Annotated in this window: 14 protein-coding genes and 1 riboswitch; of the genes, 13 read left to right on the top strand and 1 reads right to left on the bottom strand. The window is 47.1% G+C overall.

The window, feature by feature from the left end:
• Nucleotides 1-15 precede the first annotated feature (15 nt).
• The 5 genes from MKY24_RS21760 (at nucleotide 16) to MKY24_RS21740 (ending at nucleotide 7,494) form a co-directional block, all read left to right on the top strand.
• A complete protein-coding gene (locus MKY24_RS21760; protein ID WP_339200859.1) occupies nucleotides 16-2,097 on the top strand; it encodes a penicillin-binding transpeptidase domain-containing protein in 2,082 nt (693 codons plus the stop codon).
• Between the two features lie 182 nt (nucleotides 2,098-2,279).
• Nucleotides 2,280-4,358 carry a penicillin-binding transpeptidase domain-containing protein gene (locus tag MKY24_RS21755; RefSeq protein WP_075154718.1) on the top strand — a complete coding sequence of 693 codons (2,079 nt, stop codon included), beginning with the start codon at nucleotides 2,280-2,282 and terminating at the stop codon, nucleotides 4,356-4,358.
• Between the two features lie 82 nt (nucleotides 4,359-4,440).
• Entirely contained in the window at nucleotides 4,441-5,190 is a 750-nt protein-coding gene (locus MKY24_RS21750) for a Cof-type HAD-IIB family hydrolase (protein WP_023990191.1), read from the top strand.
• A 51-nt stretch (nucleotides 5,191-5,241) separates the two neighbouring features.
• Complete coding sequence (locus tag MKY24_RS21745) at nucleotides 5,242-5,721, top strand: DUF456 family protein (RefSeq protein ID WP_023990190.1); 480 nt, start codon at nucleotides 5,242-5,244, stop codon at nucleotides 5,719-5,721.
• 138 nt (nucleotides 5,722-5,859) lie between these two features.
• A complete protein-coding gene (locus tag MKY24_RS21740; RefSeq protein ID WP_023990189.1) occupies nucleotides 5,860-7,494 on the top strand; it encodes a polysaccharide biosynthesis protein in 1,635 nt (544 codons plus the stop codon).
• 17 nt (nucleotides 7,495-7,511) lie between these two features.
• Here MKY24_RS21740 and MKY24_RS21735 read toward each other — a convergent pair whose 3' ends face one another.
• Nucleotides 7,512-8,801, bottom strand: coding sequence for a DUF2515 family protein (locus tag MKY24_RS21735; RefSeq protein WP_053326060.1), 1,290 nt, complete (start codon nucleotides 8,799-8,801; stop codon nucleotides 7,512-7,514).
• Nucleotides 8,802-9,039: 238 nt separating this feature from the next.
• Here MKY24_RS21735 and MKY24_RS21730 point away from each other — a divergent pair, with 238 nt between their 5' ends.
• From MKY24_RS21730 to MKY24_RS21695, 8 genes are all read left to right on the top strand, one after another.
• A complete protein-coding gene (locus MKY24_RS21730; protein ID WP_028541427.1) occupies nucleotides 9,040-9,384 on the top strand; it encodes a thioredoxin family protein in 345 nt (114 codons plus the stop codon).
• 173 nt (nucleotides 9,385-9,557) lie between these two features.
• Nucleotides 9,558-10,490: a COX15/CtaA family protein gene (locus MKY24_RS21725; protein WP_023990186.1), complete on the top strand. Its 933-nt coding sequence runs from the start codon at nucleotides 9,558-9,560 to the stop codon at nucleotides 10,488-10,490.
• Between the two features lie 129 nt (nucleotides 10,491-10,619).
• Entirely contained in the window at nucleotides 10,620-12,386 is a 1,767-nt protein-coding gene (locus MKY24_RS21720) for a UbiD family decarboxylase (protein WP_071642836.1), read from the top strand.
• A gap of 51 nt (nucleotides 12,387-12,437) precedes the next feature.
• Complete coding sequence (locus tag MKY24_RS21715) at nucleotides 12,438-13,163, top strand: Cthe_2314 family HEPN domain-containing protein (protein ID WP_339200854.1); 726 nt, start codon at nucleotides 12,438-12,440, stop codon at nucleotides 13,161-13,163.
• A 126-nt stretch (nucleotides 13,164-13,289) separates the two neighbouring features.
• Nucleotides 13,290-13,429: riboswitch (SAM riboswitch) on the top strand.
• Between the two features lie 136 nt (nucleotides 13,430-13,565).
• Nucleotides 13,566-14,588, top strand: coding sequence for an ATP-binding cassette domain-containing protein (locus tag MKY24_RS21710; protein ID WP_053326058.1), 1,023 nt, complete (start codon nucleotides 13,566-13,568; stop codon nucleotides 14,586-14,588).
• Nucleotides 14,585-15,253, top strand: a complete 669-nt coding sequence (locus MKY24_RS21705; protein ID WP_023990182.1) for a methionine ABC transporter permease — start codon at nucleotides 14,585-14,587, stop codon at nucleotides 15,251-15,253. Before MKY24_RS21710 ends, MKY24_RS21705 begins: the two co-directional genes overlap by 4 nt.
• A gap of 74 nt (nucleotides 15,254-15,327) precedes the next feature.
• Nucleotides 15,328-16,170 carry a MetQ/NlpA family ABC transporter substrate-binding protein gene (locus MKY24_RS21700; protein ID WP_023990181.1) on the top strand — a complete coding sequence of 281 codons (843 nt, stop codon included), beginning with the start codon at nucleotides 15,328-15,330 and terminating at the stop codon, nucleotides 16,168-16,170.
• A gap of 143 nt (nucleotides 16,171-16,313) precedes the next feature.
• Complete coding sequence (locus MKY24_RS21695; protein WP_339200850.1) at nucleotides 16,314-17,078, top strand: SDR family oxidoreductase; 765 nt, start codon at nucleotides 16,314-16,316, stop codon at nucleotides 17,076-17,078.
• Nucleotides 17,079-17,103: the final 25 nt, after the last annotated feature.

Genomic DNA, 17,103 nt, shown 5'->3' with positions numbered 1-17,103 from the left:
AGTGGAAAAGGGCACATGAGAAAGATAGACAACGAGCAGGGAAAAGACAACGAGACGTCTGATCGAAAAAGATTCAGCTTTCGGATCAATCTGTTCTTTTTCAGCTCGTTCATTATATTTACGGTCATTATTGTAAGACTGGCGATACTTCAATTTGTAGATGGACCTCAGCTTAAGCAGCAGGAGGCCAGTAATGTTACCAAAAATGTACCACTTACGCCGATTCGCGGAACGATTTATGATTCGACCGGGCAGAATAGACTGGCGTATTCTACACCTGTACAATCGCTGTATATCACACTCTCCAAGAACTATAGTGACAGTATGGAAAAGTTACGTAATCCTGATAAAAAGCTGTTGCCTGAGCTGGAAAATATGACACAAAAGCTGGCAAATCGGTTTGCTCAATATGGTAATAAAGATGAGCCGAAAATGACGGCAGAGCAAATTATGGACGCTATGGACCGAAACTATCAGAGATTTAGCGGTTTTACGCCGCGTCTGATTAAAACGAATCTTAATAAAGATGAAGTTGCCTATTTTATGCAGCATAAGAGTGAGTTCCCGGGCGTAGATGTCGTAGAGGAAACGGTACGTCATTACGATCCAGATACGGTAGCAGTTCAAGCGGTTGGCTACATTAAAAGCTACAAAAGTGCGCGTGAAACGTTGGATAAATATAAAAATATTCAAAAATCCATGTCAGCTGAAAATGATCCGGGTCTCATCTATATGGATAACGAGTCTGTAGGCTTTGATGGACTTGAATTTCAATATCAGGAACAGTTGCGAGGGAAAAACGGATATAAAACAGTTCCAATTGATCCACGGAATATGCCGGAAGGTGTAGATTCCGTTACTCCTCCGCAAAAAGGAGATAATGTCTATTCCACGATTAACAAAGAAATTCAGGTTAAGACTGAAAATGCCATTATGGATCAATTGAGATGGCTCCATACACACGCGGTTTCTGGAAAGACTCATCCTTATGCCAAAACAGGCTTCGCTGTGGCTATGGAAGTGGATACTGGTAATGTGGTAGCCATGGCGAGCATGCCGGATTATGATGCGAATTACTGGCAAACGGGTACAATTTCGACAGATAAATATAAAGAGATTGAACATGTGTATCAAAACGCCACAATTAAGAACGTTGGCTCTGGCCAATCTGGACAGCACCCTGATTCTACTGTACTTCTCGGATCAACTATTAAACCGCTGTCCGTTCTTATTGGATTGGAAGAAGGACTGTTTACAACAAATACGTACTATCAAGATACAGGAGCGGCTTATTTCGGACGTAACAACTCCTCACGGGTGCGCAACTCATCTGGTCATGTGTACGGTTCAATGGACCCGGCAACCGCTATTCGCCATTCCTCCAATGCCTTTATGGTCGATATGGTTGGCAAACGCTTATATAACAAATACATCAACAATGCCGCAGAAGACCAGGGCGTTAACGTATGGGATCGTTATATGAAGGAGTTTGGATTAGGTGTTTCTACTGGAGTAGACTTGCCCGGTGAGTTCCGGGGTTGGCGGGAGTACACGAGTAAATCAGAGTCAGCACTTTCTAAATTGGCATATGCATCCTTTGGTCAACAAGGTAAATATACACCTATGCAACTTGCCCAATACACAACGATGATTGCTACCAAGGGTAAACGGATGGAGCCGCATTTGGTCAGTCAAATTAAAGATACCAACGGCAATGTAGTTCAAACGTTTAAGCCGAAGGTGCTGAATGAAGTGAAATTTCCGGATGCATACTGGAATGAAGTCATACGCGGAATGGCAACAGATGTCAGCGCATTTAAAGGTTTCCCTTATGACTTTGCTCGCAAAACAGGGACATCCCAGCAAAGTGTAGGCAGAGAACTAAAAGATAACGGGGTATTTATTGCATTTGCTCCACGCCAGAACCCCAAACTTGCAGTAGCAGTTGTTATTCCAGAAGGAGGCTTCGGGGCTTGGAGCGCCGGACCTGTGGCACGTAAAATCTTTGATGCCTACGACGAAGTTTATGGATTGGACGGGGTGCCTAAGAAAAAGGATGCTACAACGACCGATCCTAACGCAATCAAACAGCCATAATCATTTTATACGATATCATTTCATGAAAGCTTCTCTTAGCCTTAGGGCTGAGCGAAGCTTTTTTATGCTTTTTCTACGTTTTCTTACAAAATTGTCATCTTGGAATTCATCGTTTATTGCTTTGGATATGGTAGGATCAGGAATGTGAAACCCTAACTTGGAAGGAGTAATGACCAGCTAATATGGACAGAGGAAGTTTGGATAAAAAGTTTTCATTTAAAAAGAAAAATGTTGAAGAGAATGAAGAGTCACGAAAAAAACGGACGGTTTTACGAACCAACCTACTGTTTTTTAGTGCTTTTGTGCTGTTTGCCCTGATCATTACCAGACTAGCTGTATTGCAGTTTGTACAATCGGAGGAGCTGAAAGGCCAGCAGCAATCCGTAAATACGAAAAATGTACCGTTAGCCCCGAGTCGCGGCACGATTTATGACTCCACAGGTACGGTTAAGCTGGCATATTCGACTCCAGTACAGTCCCTGTATGTAACTTTATCTAAGGATTATAGCAAGCGTACGGAGAAAGATCGCAAGCCGGGGGAAAAGCTGCTCCCTGAGCTCAATGCTTTTGCTGCCAAGCTTGCTGCCAAATTAAACGAACTGGGTCGTAACGAAGGAGAGCAGCTTAATGCAGAGGAAATAAAAAAGCGACTGGACCCGGATTATAATCAATATAGGGGATTTACCCCACGTTTGGTCAAATCCGACCTGAGTCGGGAGGAAATCGCTTATTTTCTGGAACATCGGACAGAGTTCCCTGGTGTAGAGGTTGTAGAAGAAAGTATACGCCATTATGACCCGGATCGGGTGGCGGTACAAACGATTGGATATATGTACAAGTTCAAAGGAGCTCGAACGAACCGGCCCAAATATAAAGAGCTCTATGAAGCTAATTCGGAGGTTCTAAGACCGACACAGGTGTATTCGGAAAGTGAAACGGTCGGATATGATGGCTTGGAGCTTCAGTACCAGGATGAGCTGAGAGGAAAAAACGGATATAAAACGGTAGAAGTCAATCCGCGCAGCATGCCGGAGGGCATTGAATCCATTACTCCTCCTGAAAAAGGACATCATTTATATTCCACCATTAACAAGGAAATTCAGCAGAAAACCGAACAGGCCATTATGGATCAGCTTCGCTGGCTTCATACTCATGCCGTATCGGGGAAGCTTCATCAAGACGCTACCACTGGCTTCGCTGTAGCGATGGAGGTAGAGACCGGAAATATCGTGGCAATGGCCAGTATGCCGGATTATGACTCTAATGTATGGAAAAGTGGAAGTACCTCGCCTTCGGTATATGACGAAATTCAGCATAAAATGGGAAATGGAACCATTAAATCCGTGCCTAGCGGAAAAGCGGGTCCACATCCAGAATCCTCGGTGCTTCTGGGTTCAACCATTAAACCGCTATCCGTGCTGATCGGGTTGAAGGAAAACCTGTTTTCTCCCGGACAAACTTATCTGGATACGGGAAGTGCGTACTACGGCAAAAATCGCTCCAGCCGGGTTGGGAATTCTAGCGGACATGTGTATGGTTCTTTGACACCTAGCAGGGCAATTGAGGTCTCGTCGAATACGTTTATGGTGGATATGATCGGCAAGCCGCTGTATGGCAAATACGGAAGTAATGCAGGGGTACATCAGGGAATTGACGTATGGGACAAGTATATGAAGGAATTTGGATTAGGCGTTCCGACAGAAGTAGATCTGCCGGGCGAGTGGGCAGGTAGACTTGAGTATACGAGCAAGCATGAAAGTGCGCTGACACGATTGGTGCAGGCATCCTTTGGTCAGCAGGGAAAGTATACGGCGATGCAGCTGGCCCAGTATACGACTGTGTTGGCAACAAAGGGCAAGCGTATGCAACCTCATTTGGTCAGCAAAATTGTAGATGATCAGGGGAATCTTGTACGTGAATTTAAGCCGAAGGTGCTGAATGAGGTCGCTTTTTCAGATACGTACTGGAATACAGTGATTCGAGGTATGGCCACGGATGTTAAAGCCTTTAATGGATTTCCTTATGATTATGCCCGCAAAACGGGGACTTCCCAGCAGCTGGTGGGACGTACGGTTAAAGATAACGGGGTGTTCATCGCTTTTGCTCCGCGTCAAAATCCGAAGCTGGCAGTAGCGGTCATCATTCCTGAAGGGGGCTTTGGTGCGACGAGCGCAGGACCGGTTGCGCGTAAAATATTTGATGCGTATGACGAAGTATATGGGCTAGATGGTACTCCTAAAAAGCCTCTGGCAGCAAAGTGAGGACTTGAATACTTTTGTGGGCTTCTCTTTTTCATGGTAAAATGTCGTTGGACATAAGGGACATACAGGAGGAAGAGAGACTATGGGAGAAAACCAATATAAATACAAACTGCTTGCGCTCGACATGGATGGAACTTTACTGAATGATAATCATGAAATTTCCTTGGAAACGATTAACTGGATTAACAAGGCGATTCAGGAAGGGATTCATGTATGCTTGTCCACCGGACGTGCAGCGATGCATGCTCTGCCTTACGGTCAGCAACTCGGCCTGGAAACGCCAATGGTAACCGTAAACGGCAGTGAGGTGTGGAAATCACCCCACGAGTTGTGGCGCCGTTATTTACTTGATAAGGAGCTCGTTCGTAAGATGCACCAAATTGCTGTAGAAACAGGCTCTTGGTTCTGGGCTTACTCAACGGAGGAATTATATAATAGGGATCGTTGGCCGGATACATTGGACACACAGGAGTGGCTCAAATTCGGTTATAATACGGAAAATGACGAAATTCGCCACCAAATTTTACTTAAGCTTCAGGATATGGGTGGACTTGAAATTTCCAATTCTTCGATGACAAATCTGGAAATTAACCCAGCTGGTATATCCAAAGCCAGTGGAATCGCTGAAGTGTGCGATCTGCTTGGCATTACTCTGGAGCAGGTGGTTGCCGTTGGCGACAGTCTGAATGACCTGGCTGTGATTCAAGCGGTTGGACTGGGCGTAGCAATGGGGAATGCTCAGGATACGGTTAAAGAAGCCGCTGATTTGGTCGTGGCTTCGAATAATGACGACGGCATTGTAGAAGTGATCCGTGATTATGTGCTTGTGTAATAAAATGAATAATGCAGCAGGCCGGATGAATGGACGAGAAGGAGGAGGCCCATGGACGTTGTAGGCTGGATTGTTGTTATTGTGCTGTTCATTGTGGGCATGGCCGGGGCGGTATATCCCGTATTGCCGGGGGCGCTCGCCATCTATTTTGCATTTTTTGTATACGGCTGGTTTTTCTCGTTTGCTCCATACAATGCATTGTTTTGGATTATACAAACACTAATCGTCGTTGCCCTTTTTGTTGCGGATTATGCTGTGAATGCGTGGGGTGTCAAGCGATTTGGCGGCTCGCGTCTGTCGGCGATACTGAGTACCATCGGGATTATTATCGGCCCCTTCGTTATTCCGGCATTTGGCCTGATTTTGGGACCATTTATTGGTGCTGTGCTAGGTGAGCTGATAAGCAAAGCCCCACTGGATCGAGCTATAAAAGTGGGCTTTGGCTCTGTATTAGGCCTTTTTACCAGCACCGTGATGAAAGTGATTTTGCAGCTTGCCATGATTATTGTATTCTTAATTTGGGTGTTATGACCCGAGATTCGTTTTGGTTTATTATGATTTGCAGAGACAGAATCGACATGCGGCTCCGCACCGGTGATGGCTCAGGCCATGACTGTTTGTGCGGGGCTTTTGCATGCGTGTGAACAGCAAGAAAGAAGGGAACGCATTTTGTCCAATAAAGAAACATTCCTTAAAGGTACGCTTATTTTAGCCGCTGCCGCCTTGGTGGCCAGAGTGCTTGGTCTGGTACAGCGTGTTCCATTGGAGCATCTGCTCGGTTCCGTCGGGAACGCCTCGTTTACCATTGCGAACAACGCTTATTTGATGCTGCTCACGGTCGCTACGGCCGGCATTCCAAGCACGTTGAGCAAAATGGTTTCAGAACGTTATGCACTGGATCGGCCTTCGGAAGCGCGACGTGTGTATCGTGCGGCTTTGATATTCGCGGCCGCGGCAGGCATTATCATTACAGCGCTGCTGTATTTTGGAGCGCCTTACTTTGCCGAGCATGTAGCAGGGGTTCCGCAATCCGCTTTGGCCATTCAGGCTTTGGCACCAGCATTACTGCTGTTCCCTGCCATTGCCATGATGCGTGGATACTTCCAAGGGCGCGGTAATATGACCGCAGGCGGTATTTCACAAATTGTGGAGCAGGTTGCACGGGTAGCGACCGCTATTGTACTCGCTTTTATTATTTTGAAGCTAGGTTATGGAGATCGCGAGGTTGCGGCCGGAGCCTCCTTTGGAGGTGTCATGGGAAGTCTTGGCGCTCTAGCGGTCATGTTGTACTACACGGTGAAATTGCGTCGCCAGGATCGACAGGATCGTCAAGATCAATTCCAAGAGGAAAGCTCCGCGCTACCGATGATGCGCATTTACAAAGATATTTTCAAGCTTTCCATTCCCATTGTATTGTCGTCTCTGACGGTTCCGGCGGTCAACTTTATTGATACGTCTATTGTGGTGAGACTATTGTCTGGTCAAGTGGGATTGGATCAGGCGACTACTCAGTTGGGTTATCTAGGCTCTCGGGCACAGAGTGTGGCGGGAATTCCGCCGATTTTGGCCATTGCGCTCAGCCAATCGCTTATTCCGATCATTTCAGCGGCATTTGCCCGTAAGGATGAGCAGCATTTACAAAATCAGATGACGCTGGCTTTGCGTATCTCTATTTTGACTGGGATGCCGATTGTGCTGGCTTTATGTGTAACCGCCTATTCTATTAATGGTTTACTGTTTAGCTCGCTTGGAGGCAGTGGTATCATCGCTGTTCTGACACTCGGAACGATATTCCAGATTACGATGATGACTTCTAATTCGATACTGATCGGTATGGGCAAGCCGCGTATTTCAATGGTTAATGTCATGGTCGGTATCGTCGTCAAGTTTGCAGCGAGCTGGCTGCTGGCTGGTTGGCTTGGAATTTATGGGATCATTGCTGCAACCGGATTATGTTTCCTCGTGATCACGTTGCTGAATTTGCGTGTGCTTAAAGGGATTGTCTCCTTTTCCATCATGGGCCGTCGCTGGGCAGGGTTCTTAACCGCAGTCGTCGTCTCGGGAGCTATCGGATACGGTGTAAATGAAGCCTGTATTCTGCTGGTGCATCTGATGCCTGCGCGTGTGGCCTTCTTGATCGCGTGCTGCATTGCCGGGGCAGCTGTACTGGTATGCTACTTGTTGTTGCTGGTTGTACTGCGCGTATTGCGCAGGGACGAGCTGGGCAACTATCCGCGTATGTTGCAAAAGGTACTGCGTCCGTTAATGCGTCTACAGCGTGAGTCCACAGGACAACGAGGCTAAAAGAGTCCCCCAGTCTTTCAGTGGAAAGGTTGCAAGCTGTTATGGGCAACGTGGGCCATTGCTGTTTTTTGGATGCCATGACGATGCTCATGGCGCATGGCAAATAACAGCGGTCGCCTTGGTTCGCTGAGATGTCCAAGTGTGGAGCCGTCCTGAAACCAGTCATACCGGGGGATTGGATCATAAGCTGTATCGGACCAGACGGCGTTCAGCTCCGGACTGTACAGACGTTGTCCTGGCGGTAGCCATTCATGTGCTAAAAGCGTTGCACTTTCATCTGGAGAGTGCAGCGCTTTTTGTTCATTCGGGGTGAACAATCCGGGCCAATAGTCGCTGCGTGAACCTGTATGCGGCACACTGTTAGCGAATGCGGATACCTGGTCCAGCACCTGCTGATGGCCGAAGAGCATAGCATAGAGACTTTTGCCAAAGCCGATCCGCTCGTCCAAATGGCCGAAACGCTCCATTACTAGTCCAGCAAGTCCACCGTTTAGTCCAAGTGGAAATATAACCTGATTAAGCTGGAGCCAGTCATGCAAATAAAACCCCGGCTTGTGTGTCACAAATTTTTGAAAATACGGATCTTTTACCACACGTCCTTCAATATAGTTTTGTTCATTAATGATGAGCGCCACAGTCAACAGAGAGCTATCCCGCCAAGCCCAGAAACGTTCCCAAAAGGGCTTCATGAATGGCGAAACGTGAAAATAAGGCAACAAATGAAAGCAACTTCGACCTAAATGACGGCTGTGCATGTAAAGTTGCAACTGCGGATAAGCGTCTTGAAAAATAAGGGCGTTACAGCGCTCCAGTAGCCGATACAGCCATTCCTTTTCCTGTTCACCGAACAGGTTGCCAATCAGTCCCCCTTTCAGATCGGTCATATTATAGCCGCCATTACGAGAAACCAGGTGGGCCAGTAATGCCCAATGTAACTCCGGGTAGCCACGATAGCATTCAAGGTAAGCGGCAGTGCGGGTAACGTTGCTGCGATTCTCCTGTGCTGTATCGTTCTTGATCCGTTCCAGTAGCTCACAGTCTGTTTCGCATAAGGGCATATTCAGAGAAGAGGGACGCGTAGCGGGTCCGTTCACCAGCATTATCGCTTCAGCTTCATTCATAGCGGCCTGTGCCGTATGATAATCCCACGCTAGTTCACGCAAGGGGTAGCGTAATTTGCGGGATTCGGTCCAAGCCGCCCGTTTGCCCTCCCAAGCTTCCTCTGCAACACGGGGAACGGAACCCAGTAACTTTAGCCCTCCTTGAAGCTGTCGAGATGCTGTATGGAGCCATTCGGTAAGAGACATGACTAAATTAACCTCCTTTCCAACTGCAAGCATCCCCCGTATCCTGCCAAGTATGTTGGGTATGCTGTTAGGATGTCGACGCTTATGTGGATTCTTAAGTATATCTTTAGTATGCCTCAATGAGAGGGCTTCCAATCGGCATGTGAGTAGAATGGGGGAGTGTGCAAAAGCTTCACTTGGCGTTACAATAGAAAGTGCAATCTTTTCAGCACAAAAAGAATTTAAGGAGGAATCATCCATGCAAAAAATCGTCTCTCATGAAGACTTTAATAAGGCAATATCCACTCCGGGCGTTACGGTGGCTGTGTTTAAGGCGGACTGGTGTAAGGATTGTCATTTCATCGATCCGTTCATGCCTGATGTGGAACAACAATATGCAGATAAGCTTACATTAATTGAGATTGATGTAGAACAGGCCGAAAGCGTCAGTCAAGAGCAAAATGTATTGGGGATTCCTAGCTTTATCGCTTACAGTGAAGGGCGAGAACTGGTACGTCTGGTAAACAGACTGCGCAAATCCCGCGAAGAGATTGAGCAATTTTTGGATCGGGCTGTTGAAGTCCACGCGAGCTTGGCAAAATAACATCAAGACATTCAGAAAGCCGCTTCCTTCTCAGGGGGCGGCTTTCTCACGGACACGTTCACATTTTGTCAACAAAGCTCGTATGTCAAGGAACGATATATCAGTTATAATTACTTTAAGTGATCATTTCACAACATATAAAGTGAATAAATATTATATTTGGAAGGATACGGGTGAATTCTTTGAATAACAAAATCAGAATATTAAAATGGCTGGCACTCGTAACATGTATTGTCATGTTTTTGGCTACCTTCGGTGGAGGTGTCGTGACGCGAACGGATTCTGGTCTCGGCTGTGGCCGGGAATTCCCGCTGTGCAATGGTAAGCTGGTTCCGGCACATACGATCGCATCCCTTATTGAGTTCTCTCATCGCTCCGTCAGTGCCATGGCCGGGATTCTTTCTATCGCCTCATTTGTTGGCTTTTTGCTGTTTATGAAGCATCGGAAGGATTTGCAGCTATTCTCGCTGCTCACGCTCATGTTTGTCATCATACAAGGTGCAATGGGGGCGTTGGCTGTCGTCTTCTCCCAATCGGCTGCAGTCATGGGACTGCATTTTGGCTTTGCGCTTATCGCCTTTGCCAGTGCGACTATGATGACGTTGGGGGCTTGGCAGGAGCATGCAGATTCACGCCACACCCCGCGTCTGATTCCTGGGCCTGTCAGTCGGGGCTTTCGTAACTTTATATGGTTATCGACGATCTATACCTATATTGCTGTCTATTCAGGGGCGTTGCTTAGTCACTCGGTCATCCAGAAGGTTGTAAATATTGGGGGCTTCATATCTCCACTGCTGCTTCATCAGATTTCAGCTGGTCTGCTGTTCGTCATTATCTTGGCTGTGGGTCACTACTCATACCGTTATCACCCGAACCACCGGGATATCCGTATATTGGGTGTCGTATCGGTCTTGTTAATCTTGCTTCAAGTGGTGATTGGAATTATCTTGTTGTACGTCAACAAACCTGAAATCTACATGTTTATCGTGCTGGGACATATGCTGGTGATTGCATCGTTGTTCTCCATCTTGGCTTATCTGAGCTATCGTGTATGGCAATTGTCACCGGACCGCAAGCTTGTTCCGACCCAAGCACAACGTACCTAAGCGTTTCATAGATCATAGTCAAGCGGATTTTTGCCCAAGAGGCGTTTAAACACGTATAATAGCATATAAGAAACAAACCAGGCCCGCGAGTTTCTCGAGGGCTTGATTTGCTTAGGAGGAGTCGTCCAGTTGATCTACCAGAATTTGCGCCAATTTATTGAAGCGCTGCGTAAAGAAAATCATCTTAAAATTATAGAGGCACCTGTCGATCCTTACCTGGAGCTGGCTGAGATTCATCGAAGAGTCATTGAGGAAGAAGGGCCGGCACTTCTGTTCACGAATGTAAAAGGAACCCCGTTTCCTGTAGCCAGTAATCTGTTTGGCACAAATCGCCGTGTGGACATGGCTTTTGGCCCGCGACCAGAGCAGCTGATGGATGCGATTGTAGGAGCGACCAAAACATTGTTTCCACCTACACCCAAAGCATTGTGGAATGAACGTGGCCTGATTAAGGACATGCTAAAAGTAGGGCTAAAAACAGTATCTCATAGCGAGGCCCCTGTATTGGGAGTTCGCCGTACAGAGGCTCCGCTGGCACCACTGCCTAAAGTGACCAGTTGGCATGAGGATGGAGGGCCGTTTATTACGCTTCCACTCGTGTATACTGAGAAGCCAGGTCAGCCCAAGGATCATAATTTGGGGATGTACCGCATTCAGATTTATGATGATCAGACGACGGGCATTCACTGGCAAATTCATAAAGGCGGCGGTTTTCATTATCATGAAGCGGAGCAGCGTAATGAGCCATTGCCTACGACGATTATCATCGGTGGCCCGCCTGCCCTGATTGCGTCTGCCATTGCGCCAGCACCGGAAAACTTGCCTGAGCTGTTGCTGGCTTCGCTTATTATGGGAGGCAAGCTGCCCATGACAGAAGACCCGCTTGGGGGTCACCGGATTCCAGCAGAAGCAGAATTTGCAATCAGCGGTTATGTACCGCCTCATGAACGCCGTCCGGAAGGCCCGTTTGGTGATCATTTTGGCTATTACTCATTACAGCATGATTTCCCTGTATTTCATGTCAAACATATGCATCACCGCAAGGATGCCATTTATCCGGCAACCATTGTAGGTAAGCCTCGGCAAGAAGACTACTATCTCGGTGAGTTTTTGCAACGTCTGCTGTCGCCTGCATATCCGCTTGTGATGCCTTCCGTCAAGTCCCTGTGGGCGTATGCGGAAACGGGTGTACATGCGCTAGCAGCGGCAGTGGTACGTGAAAGCTACTCCCGTGAAGCGCTTGTATCCGGTTTTACTATTTTGGGTCAAGGTCAATTGTCGTTGACTAAATTCCTGATGCTGACGGATCGAGTAATTGATTTATCGGACTTTAACCTGCTGCTGGAAACCATTCTGGAGCGATTTAATCCAGCAAGGGATTTATTTATATTCAATCACACGTCACACGATACACTCGATTACACAGGCCGCAAGCTGAATCATGGCAGTAAGGCCATCCTGATGGGGATAGGTGAGCCTGTACGTGAATTGCCTCGTGCTTATGAGGGAGGCGATCTGCCGGGAATTCGTGAAATTGAGCCCTATTGCGGAGGTTGCCTCGTCGTATCGGGTGCGTCCTTTGAGCAGGAGCCTGAGCTGGCGGCACGTGTTTTGGAGCGATTAGCAGCGGGTGAGCAAGAGTGGCCGCTCGTTTTCATTGTGGACGATGCCAAAGAAGTCGTTCGCTCTCAAGCCTCGTTCCTGTGGACGGTATTCACACGCTTTAACCCGGCTACGGATATGTACGCGGACAGCGAAGTGCGTTTGCATCATCTGAACTATAAGCTGCCGATTGTAGTGGATGCGCGTATGAAGCCGGGGTATCCGGATGAGGTGTTACCGCGTGAGGATATTGTTAAGCTTGTAGATCAACGATGGACGAGTTATTTCGCTTGACGCCCTAATTAAACCTACAGCCGGATTCTACATTTATAAGGAGGCGTAAGCATGATACGCAAGCTACTGGGTGAGCCATCACGTGTGAACAAAGGCATCCTGCTAGATGCCATGAATAGCATGTCAGCTATGTTGAACCTGCTGGAGCGGCAAATTCAGGCTGGTGGAGATCCGACCCACGATTTTCGGAAGGCGGATATTTTAACACGCGGTCTAATGTCATCTCTGGATGAACTGGAGCAGAGCCATCATGCTTCCGCCTTTTTCCGTATGAAAGTGAAAGCCGGATATGCTGAAGATATGAGTGAGGATGAAAAATCCGATTATGCATTATATGTTTTCTTTTATAAAGATGGGTTTGTTCGGGTTTTCTCTATTTTGGATAAGCTGGGTAACTGGCTAAATGATCTGTATGATTTAAAAACAGGGCAGTATAAGGCGCATTATTCGTATTTTACCGTGTTGCGGCAGCTCAAGTATCTCAAAATGCATCCTGTATTGACCGATAATTTAAATGATATCAAGGACACTTACAACGATGCCATCAATCGGCTGCGTAAGCGTCGGAATACGGAGATACACTATATGAATACGGAAATGCAGGATGATCTCTGGCAACGACACCGAGCTTTGTATGGAAAAATCCAACTGGAGGACCTCGATCACCATTTGGAAGATTTGCAGCAGGGCTTGGAAATGGTATGTCGGTCGCTGTCAAACGCCTTTACTTATACTGCGAAACAATGGGAGAACCGGGCAGTACGCCCAAAAATATGATAGAAAATATCCTTTGACAAAGCAATGTAAACTATCTATACTGAAACCTAGTTTCAGAAAAATGCTTGAATTATGTTTTTTTTATATAAACTTAACGGACAGCTAAAGCTGGAGTTTAACATATTTTTCTTATCCAGAGAGGTGGAGGGACTGGCCCGATGAAGCCCGGCAACCCGTTCTTTCCCGGTGTAATACACTGGGAGGGAACATGATGGTGCTAATTCCTACAAAACCGCTAGAGTTATAGCGATTTTGGCAGATGAGAAAAGGTTCGCAAGGTGGGGCCCTTTTCATTCTGTGAAAGGGGCTCTTTTTTGTATAAATAAATAGCGATTTTATACAATCCTGAGAGATGACAATTGGTTAAAAGGGTAAGGAAGAAGTGAAGGGGGTCGCAGCACGTTGATAGAGCTTAAGCAGTTAACCAAGCATTATGGCAAAGGCAACCGACGCGTTAATGCGCTGTCTGGGTTGAATCTTTCTATAAAGCGTGGAGAAATATTCGGAGTGATTGGTCACTCCGGGGCGGGGAAAAGTACATTGATCCGCTGTATTAATTTATTGGAACGCCCTACTTCAGGCGAAGTATGGGTAGACGGGGTAAACCTCGCTACTGTGAGTCAATCCCAGTTACAGAAGCAACGTCGAAAAATCGGAATGATTTTTCAGCATTTTAATTTGTTGTCTTCGGCAACGGTGTATGACAATATTGCATTTCCTTTGCGGTTGGTAAACACTCCCAGGGAAAAGCTGGACATGAAAGTTCGTGAGCTGCTGGAACTGGTGGGTCTGGAAGAACACAGTGGAAAGTATCCGTCACAGCTCTCAGGTGGACAGAAGCAGCGGGTAGGAATTGCACGGGCGCTGGCTAGTGATCCTCATGTATTGCTGTGTGACGAAGCGACTTCTGCGCTTGATCCGCAAACGACGGGGTCTATCCTGAAATTGTTGTTGGATATTAATCAGCGCTTTAATTTAACCATCGTGCTGATTACACATGAAATGCATGTCATTCAAAGCATTTGTGATCGAGTTGGCGTCATTCATCAGGGCGACATCGTGGAGCAAGGTCCAGTGGCGGAAGTATTTTTGAAGCCACAGCACCAGGTGACCAAGGACTTTATCCAACGGGAGTCAGAACATCCCGAGGAGCTGCAAGCAGCGATTGCGGCAGCAGGTGGCGGCGAGTCGGCGCAGGTAGTACGTATCTCCTTCTTGGGCAGTAAAACATATGATGCGATTCTGTCGCGTACGGCTCGAAGCACTGGTGTTGATTTTGCGATCTTGCAGGGAACCATATCTACGATTAAAAATGTACCCTATGGACAGCTGATCGTTCGTTTTGAAGGAAACCATGAAGATATAGAGCATACGCTGCGCGAAGTGTCTGGGCAAGGACTTGATGTGGAGGTGATCGGACAATGAGCGAACTTGATTTTTCACAAGTGAGTTGGGATGAGCTAGGGAATTCTACTCTGGAAACCCTTCAGATGCTCGGAGCATCCGCATTGTTCACCCTCATTATTGGTTTGCCGCTTGGCATATTATTGTTTCTGGCGAGTCGCTCCTCGTTAACTCTGATGAAGGTGATATACATTGTATTATCATTCATCGTTAACATTTTACGTTCCGTACCATTTATCATTTTGATCGTTGCACTTATTCCTTTTACACGATCGCTGGTAGGTACCTCGACCGGGGTGTTGGGAACCATTCCACCATTGGTTATTGGGGCTGCCCCATTCTTCGCACGTCTTGTCGAAACGTCTCTGCGTGAAGTGGACAAGGGCGTCATTGAAGCCGCACAAGCGATGGGTGCCTCGACAGGACAAATTATCCGGCGTGTGCTGTTACGTGAGGCACTTCCGGGTCTGCTCGCTGCATTAACCATTACCGTCGTTACACTCGTATCCTACACGGCAATGTCCGGGATGATCGGGGGCGGTGGACTGGGTACACTGGCTATCAACTACGGCTATTATCGTTATGAAACGGCTGTCATGATCGTTGCGGTCGTGCTGATGGTCGTATTGGTACAATTGCTGCAAATGGCGGGAGATCGTCTCGTGCGGCATTATACTCGAAAATAGGGAAAACATATAGATATCCTTATTGATCAGGACGTCTGATCCTGAATATTACAAATTATTGGAGGGGTAATAACATGAAGAAATGGGTATTGGCTGTACTAAGCTTGACATTAATTGCGGTGCTGGCGGCTTGCGGTACAAAGAGCACAACATCGGATACAAACAATGCGACCGAAAATACAGGCGGATCACCACGTGAAGTGGAGCTGAAAATTGGAGCTTCTCCTGTGCCGCATGCGGAAATTTTGGAAGCGATCAAGCCTCAGTTGGAAAAAGAAGGGGTTCGTCTCCAAGTCGTTCAGTTTAACGACTATGTACAGCCGAACGTACAATTGTTTGACAAGCAACTGGATGCTAACTTCTTTCAACATGTACCTTACTTGGATGTGATGAACAAAGAGCGCAAAATGGATCTGGTTTCTGTGGGCGCAGTTCATTTGGAGCCATTCGGTATCTACTCCCAAAAATATAAAAAGCTTGATGAAATCCCAGATGGCGCAACTGTAGCCATTCCGAACGATGCGACAAACGGAGGCCGCGCATTGCTGTTGTTGGAGAAACAAGGTCTGATCAAGCTGAAAGACGCAAGCAACATTGAAGCTACGGTAAAAGATATTACTGAAAATAAGAAAAACCTGAAATTCAAGGAGCTTGAGGCGGCTATGCTGCCACGTCAGTTGCCTGAAGTGGATATTGCGTTGATCAACACGAACTACGCTCTGGAAGCGAAGCTGAATCCAACGAAGGATGCACTGGCACTGGAAGATAAAGATTCTCCTTATGCTAACGTTCTGGTAGCACGTCCTGATAATAAAGATTCCGAAGCGATTCAGAAGCTAATCAAAGCTTTGCAATCTCCAGAAACTAAAAAATTCATCGAAGATAAATACCAAGGCGCGATTATTCCAGCATTTTAAGCAGGGAACGAGAACGCATTGCACGCAAACCCCAGATTCTCTTGAACAAGAGGACTGGGGTTTCTTTTTGGATGGAGTTGTAGGGGAAGCTTAAATATTTTATACTTGGGGGTGACCGTTCTCTGTGAACAGGAGGAAAATTGTTGAGAGATAAAGTCGCATTCATAACCGGCAGTGCCAAAGGTTTAGGTAAAACGACCGCTTTGCGTCTGGCGGATGAAGGCTGTAATATTGCGCTAAATTATGTGCATAGCCAAGCAGAAGCCGAAGCGCTTAAGCGGGTGATTGAGTTTAAAGGAGTACGCTGCCTGTCTTTACAAGGGGATATCTCTGTTCAGGAAGATATCACGAGGCTGATTGGTGAAGTACAGGATCGGCTGGGTGGAGTCGATATTATGGTGAACAATGCCGGACCGTTCATCCGGGAACGCCGTCTGTTTGCGGATTACAGTGTGGCTGAGATTCATGCCATGATACAAGGAAATCTGGTCGGTACCATGTTGTTGGATCATTTGGTATTGCCCCACATGCGTAGCCAGCATTGGGGACGTATTATTCATTTTGGCTTTGGTCATGCTGGAGAAGCAAGGGCTTGGCCGCATCGTGCCGTCTACGCAGCCGCCAAGGTGGGGCTGGTGTCTTTTACGAAGTCACTGGCTGTGGAGGAAGCTCCTTATGGCATTACGGTCAATATGATCTGTCCAGGGGACATCCGAGGAGCAAATAAGGAAATGTCAATCGCCGATGTCATCGGCATGCAGGATAAAGAGACACCGCGTGGACGTCCGGGGAGCGGAGAGGACATTGCACGAGTGATCGCCTATTTATGTGAGGAGCATTCGGATTTTATAACAGGCAATATTATGGATGTATCGGGAGGTTTAGATCCCATTCGGCCAACCATATAAGCTTAAGTGATCCTTCAGACGCTGT

This window comes from Paenibacillus sp. FSL P2-0322 (assembly GCF_037975315.1).
Classification (GTDB): domain Bacteria; phylum Bacillota; class Bacilli; order Paenibacillales; family Paenibacillaceae; genus Paenibacillus; species Paenibacillus polymyxa_B.
The sequence above is the reverse complement of the archived record's forward strand: the minus strand, read 5'-3'. Positions and strand labels throughout refer to the sequence as shown.

Excerpts from the sequence above, each read along its gene's own strand:
- MKY24_RS21760 (WP_339200859.1), top strand. The coding sequence starts at position 16 with ATGAGAAAGATAGACAACGAGCAGGGAAAAGACAACGAGACGTCTGAT.
- MKY24_RS21755 (WP_075154718.1), top strand. The coding sequence starts at position 2,280 with ATGGACAGAGGAAGTTTGGATAAAAAGTTTTCATTTAAAAAGAAAAAT.
- MKY24_RS21750 (WP_023990191.1), top strand. The coding sequence starts at position 4,441 with ATGGGAGAAAACCAATATAAATACAAACTGCTTGCGCTCGACATGGAT.
- MKY24_RS21745 (WP_023990190.1), top strand. The coding sequence starts at position 5,242 with ATGGACGTTGTAGGCTGGATTGTTGTTATTGTGCTGTTCATTGTGGGC.
- MKY24_RS21735 (WP_053326060.1), bottom strand. The coding sequence starts at position 8,801 with ATGTCTCTTACCGAATGGCTCCATACAGCATCTCGACAGCTTCAAGGA.
- MKY24_RS21730 (WP_028541427.1), top strand. The coding sequence starts at position 9,040 with ATGCAAAAAATCGTCTCTCATGAAGACTTTAATAAGGCAATATCCACT.
- MKY24_RS21715 (WP_339200854.1), top strand. The coding sequence starts at position 12,438 with ATGATACGCAAGCTACTGGGTGAGCCATCACGTGTGAACAAAGGCATC.
- MKY24_RS21705 (WP_023990182.1), top strand. The coding sequence starts at position 14,585 with ATGAGCGAACTTGATTTTTCACAAGTGAGTTGGGATGAGCTAGGGAAT.
- MKY24_RS21700 (WP_023990181.1), top strand. The coding sequence starts at position 15,328 with ATGAAGAAATGGGTATTGGCTGTACTAAGCTTGACATTAATTGCGGTG.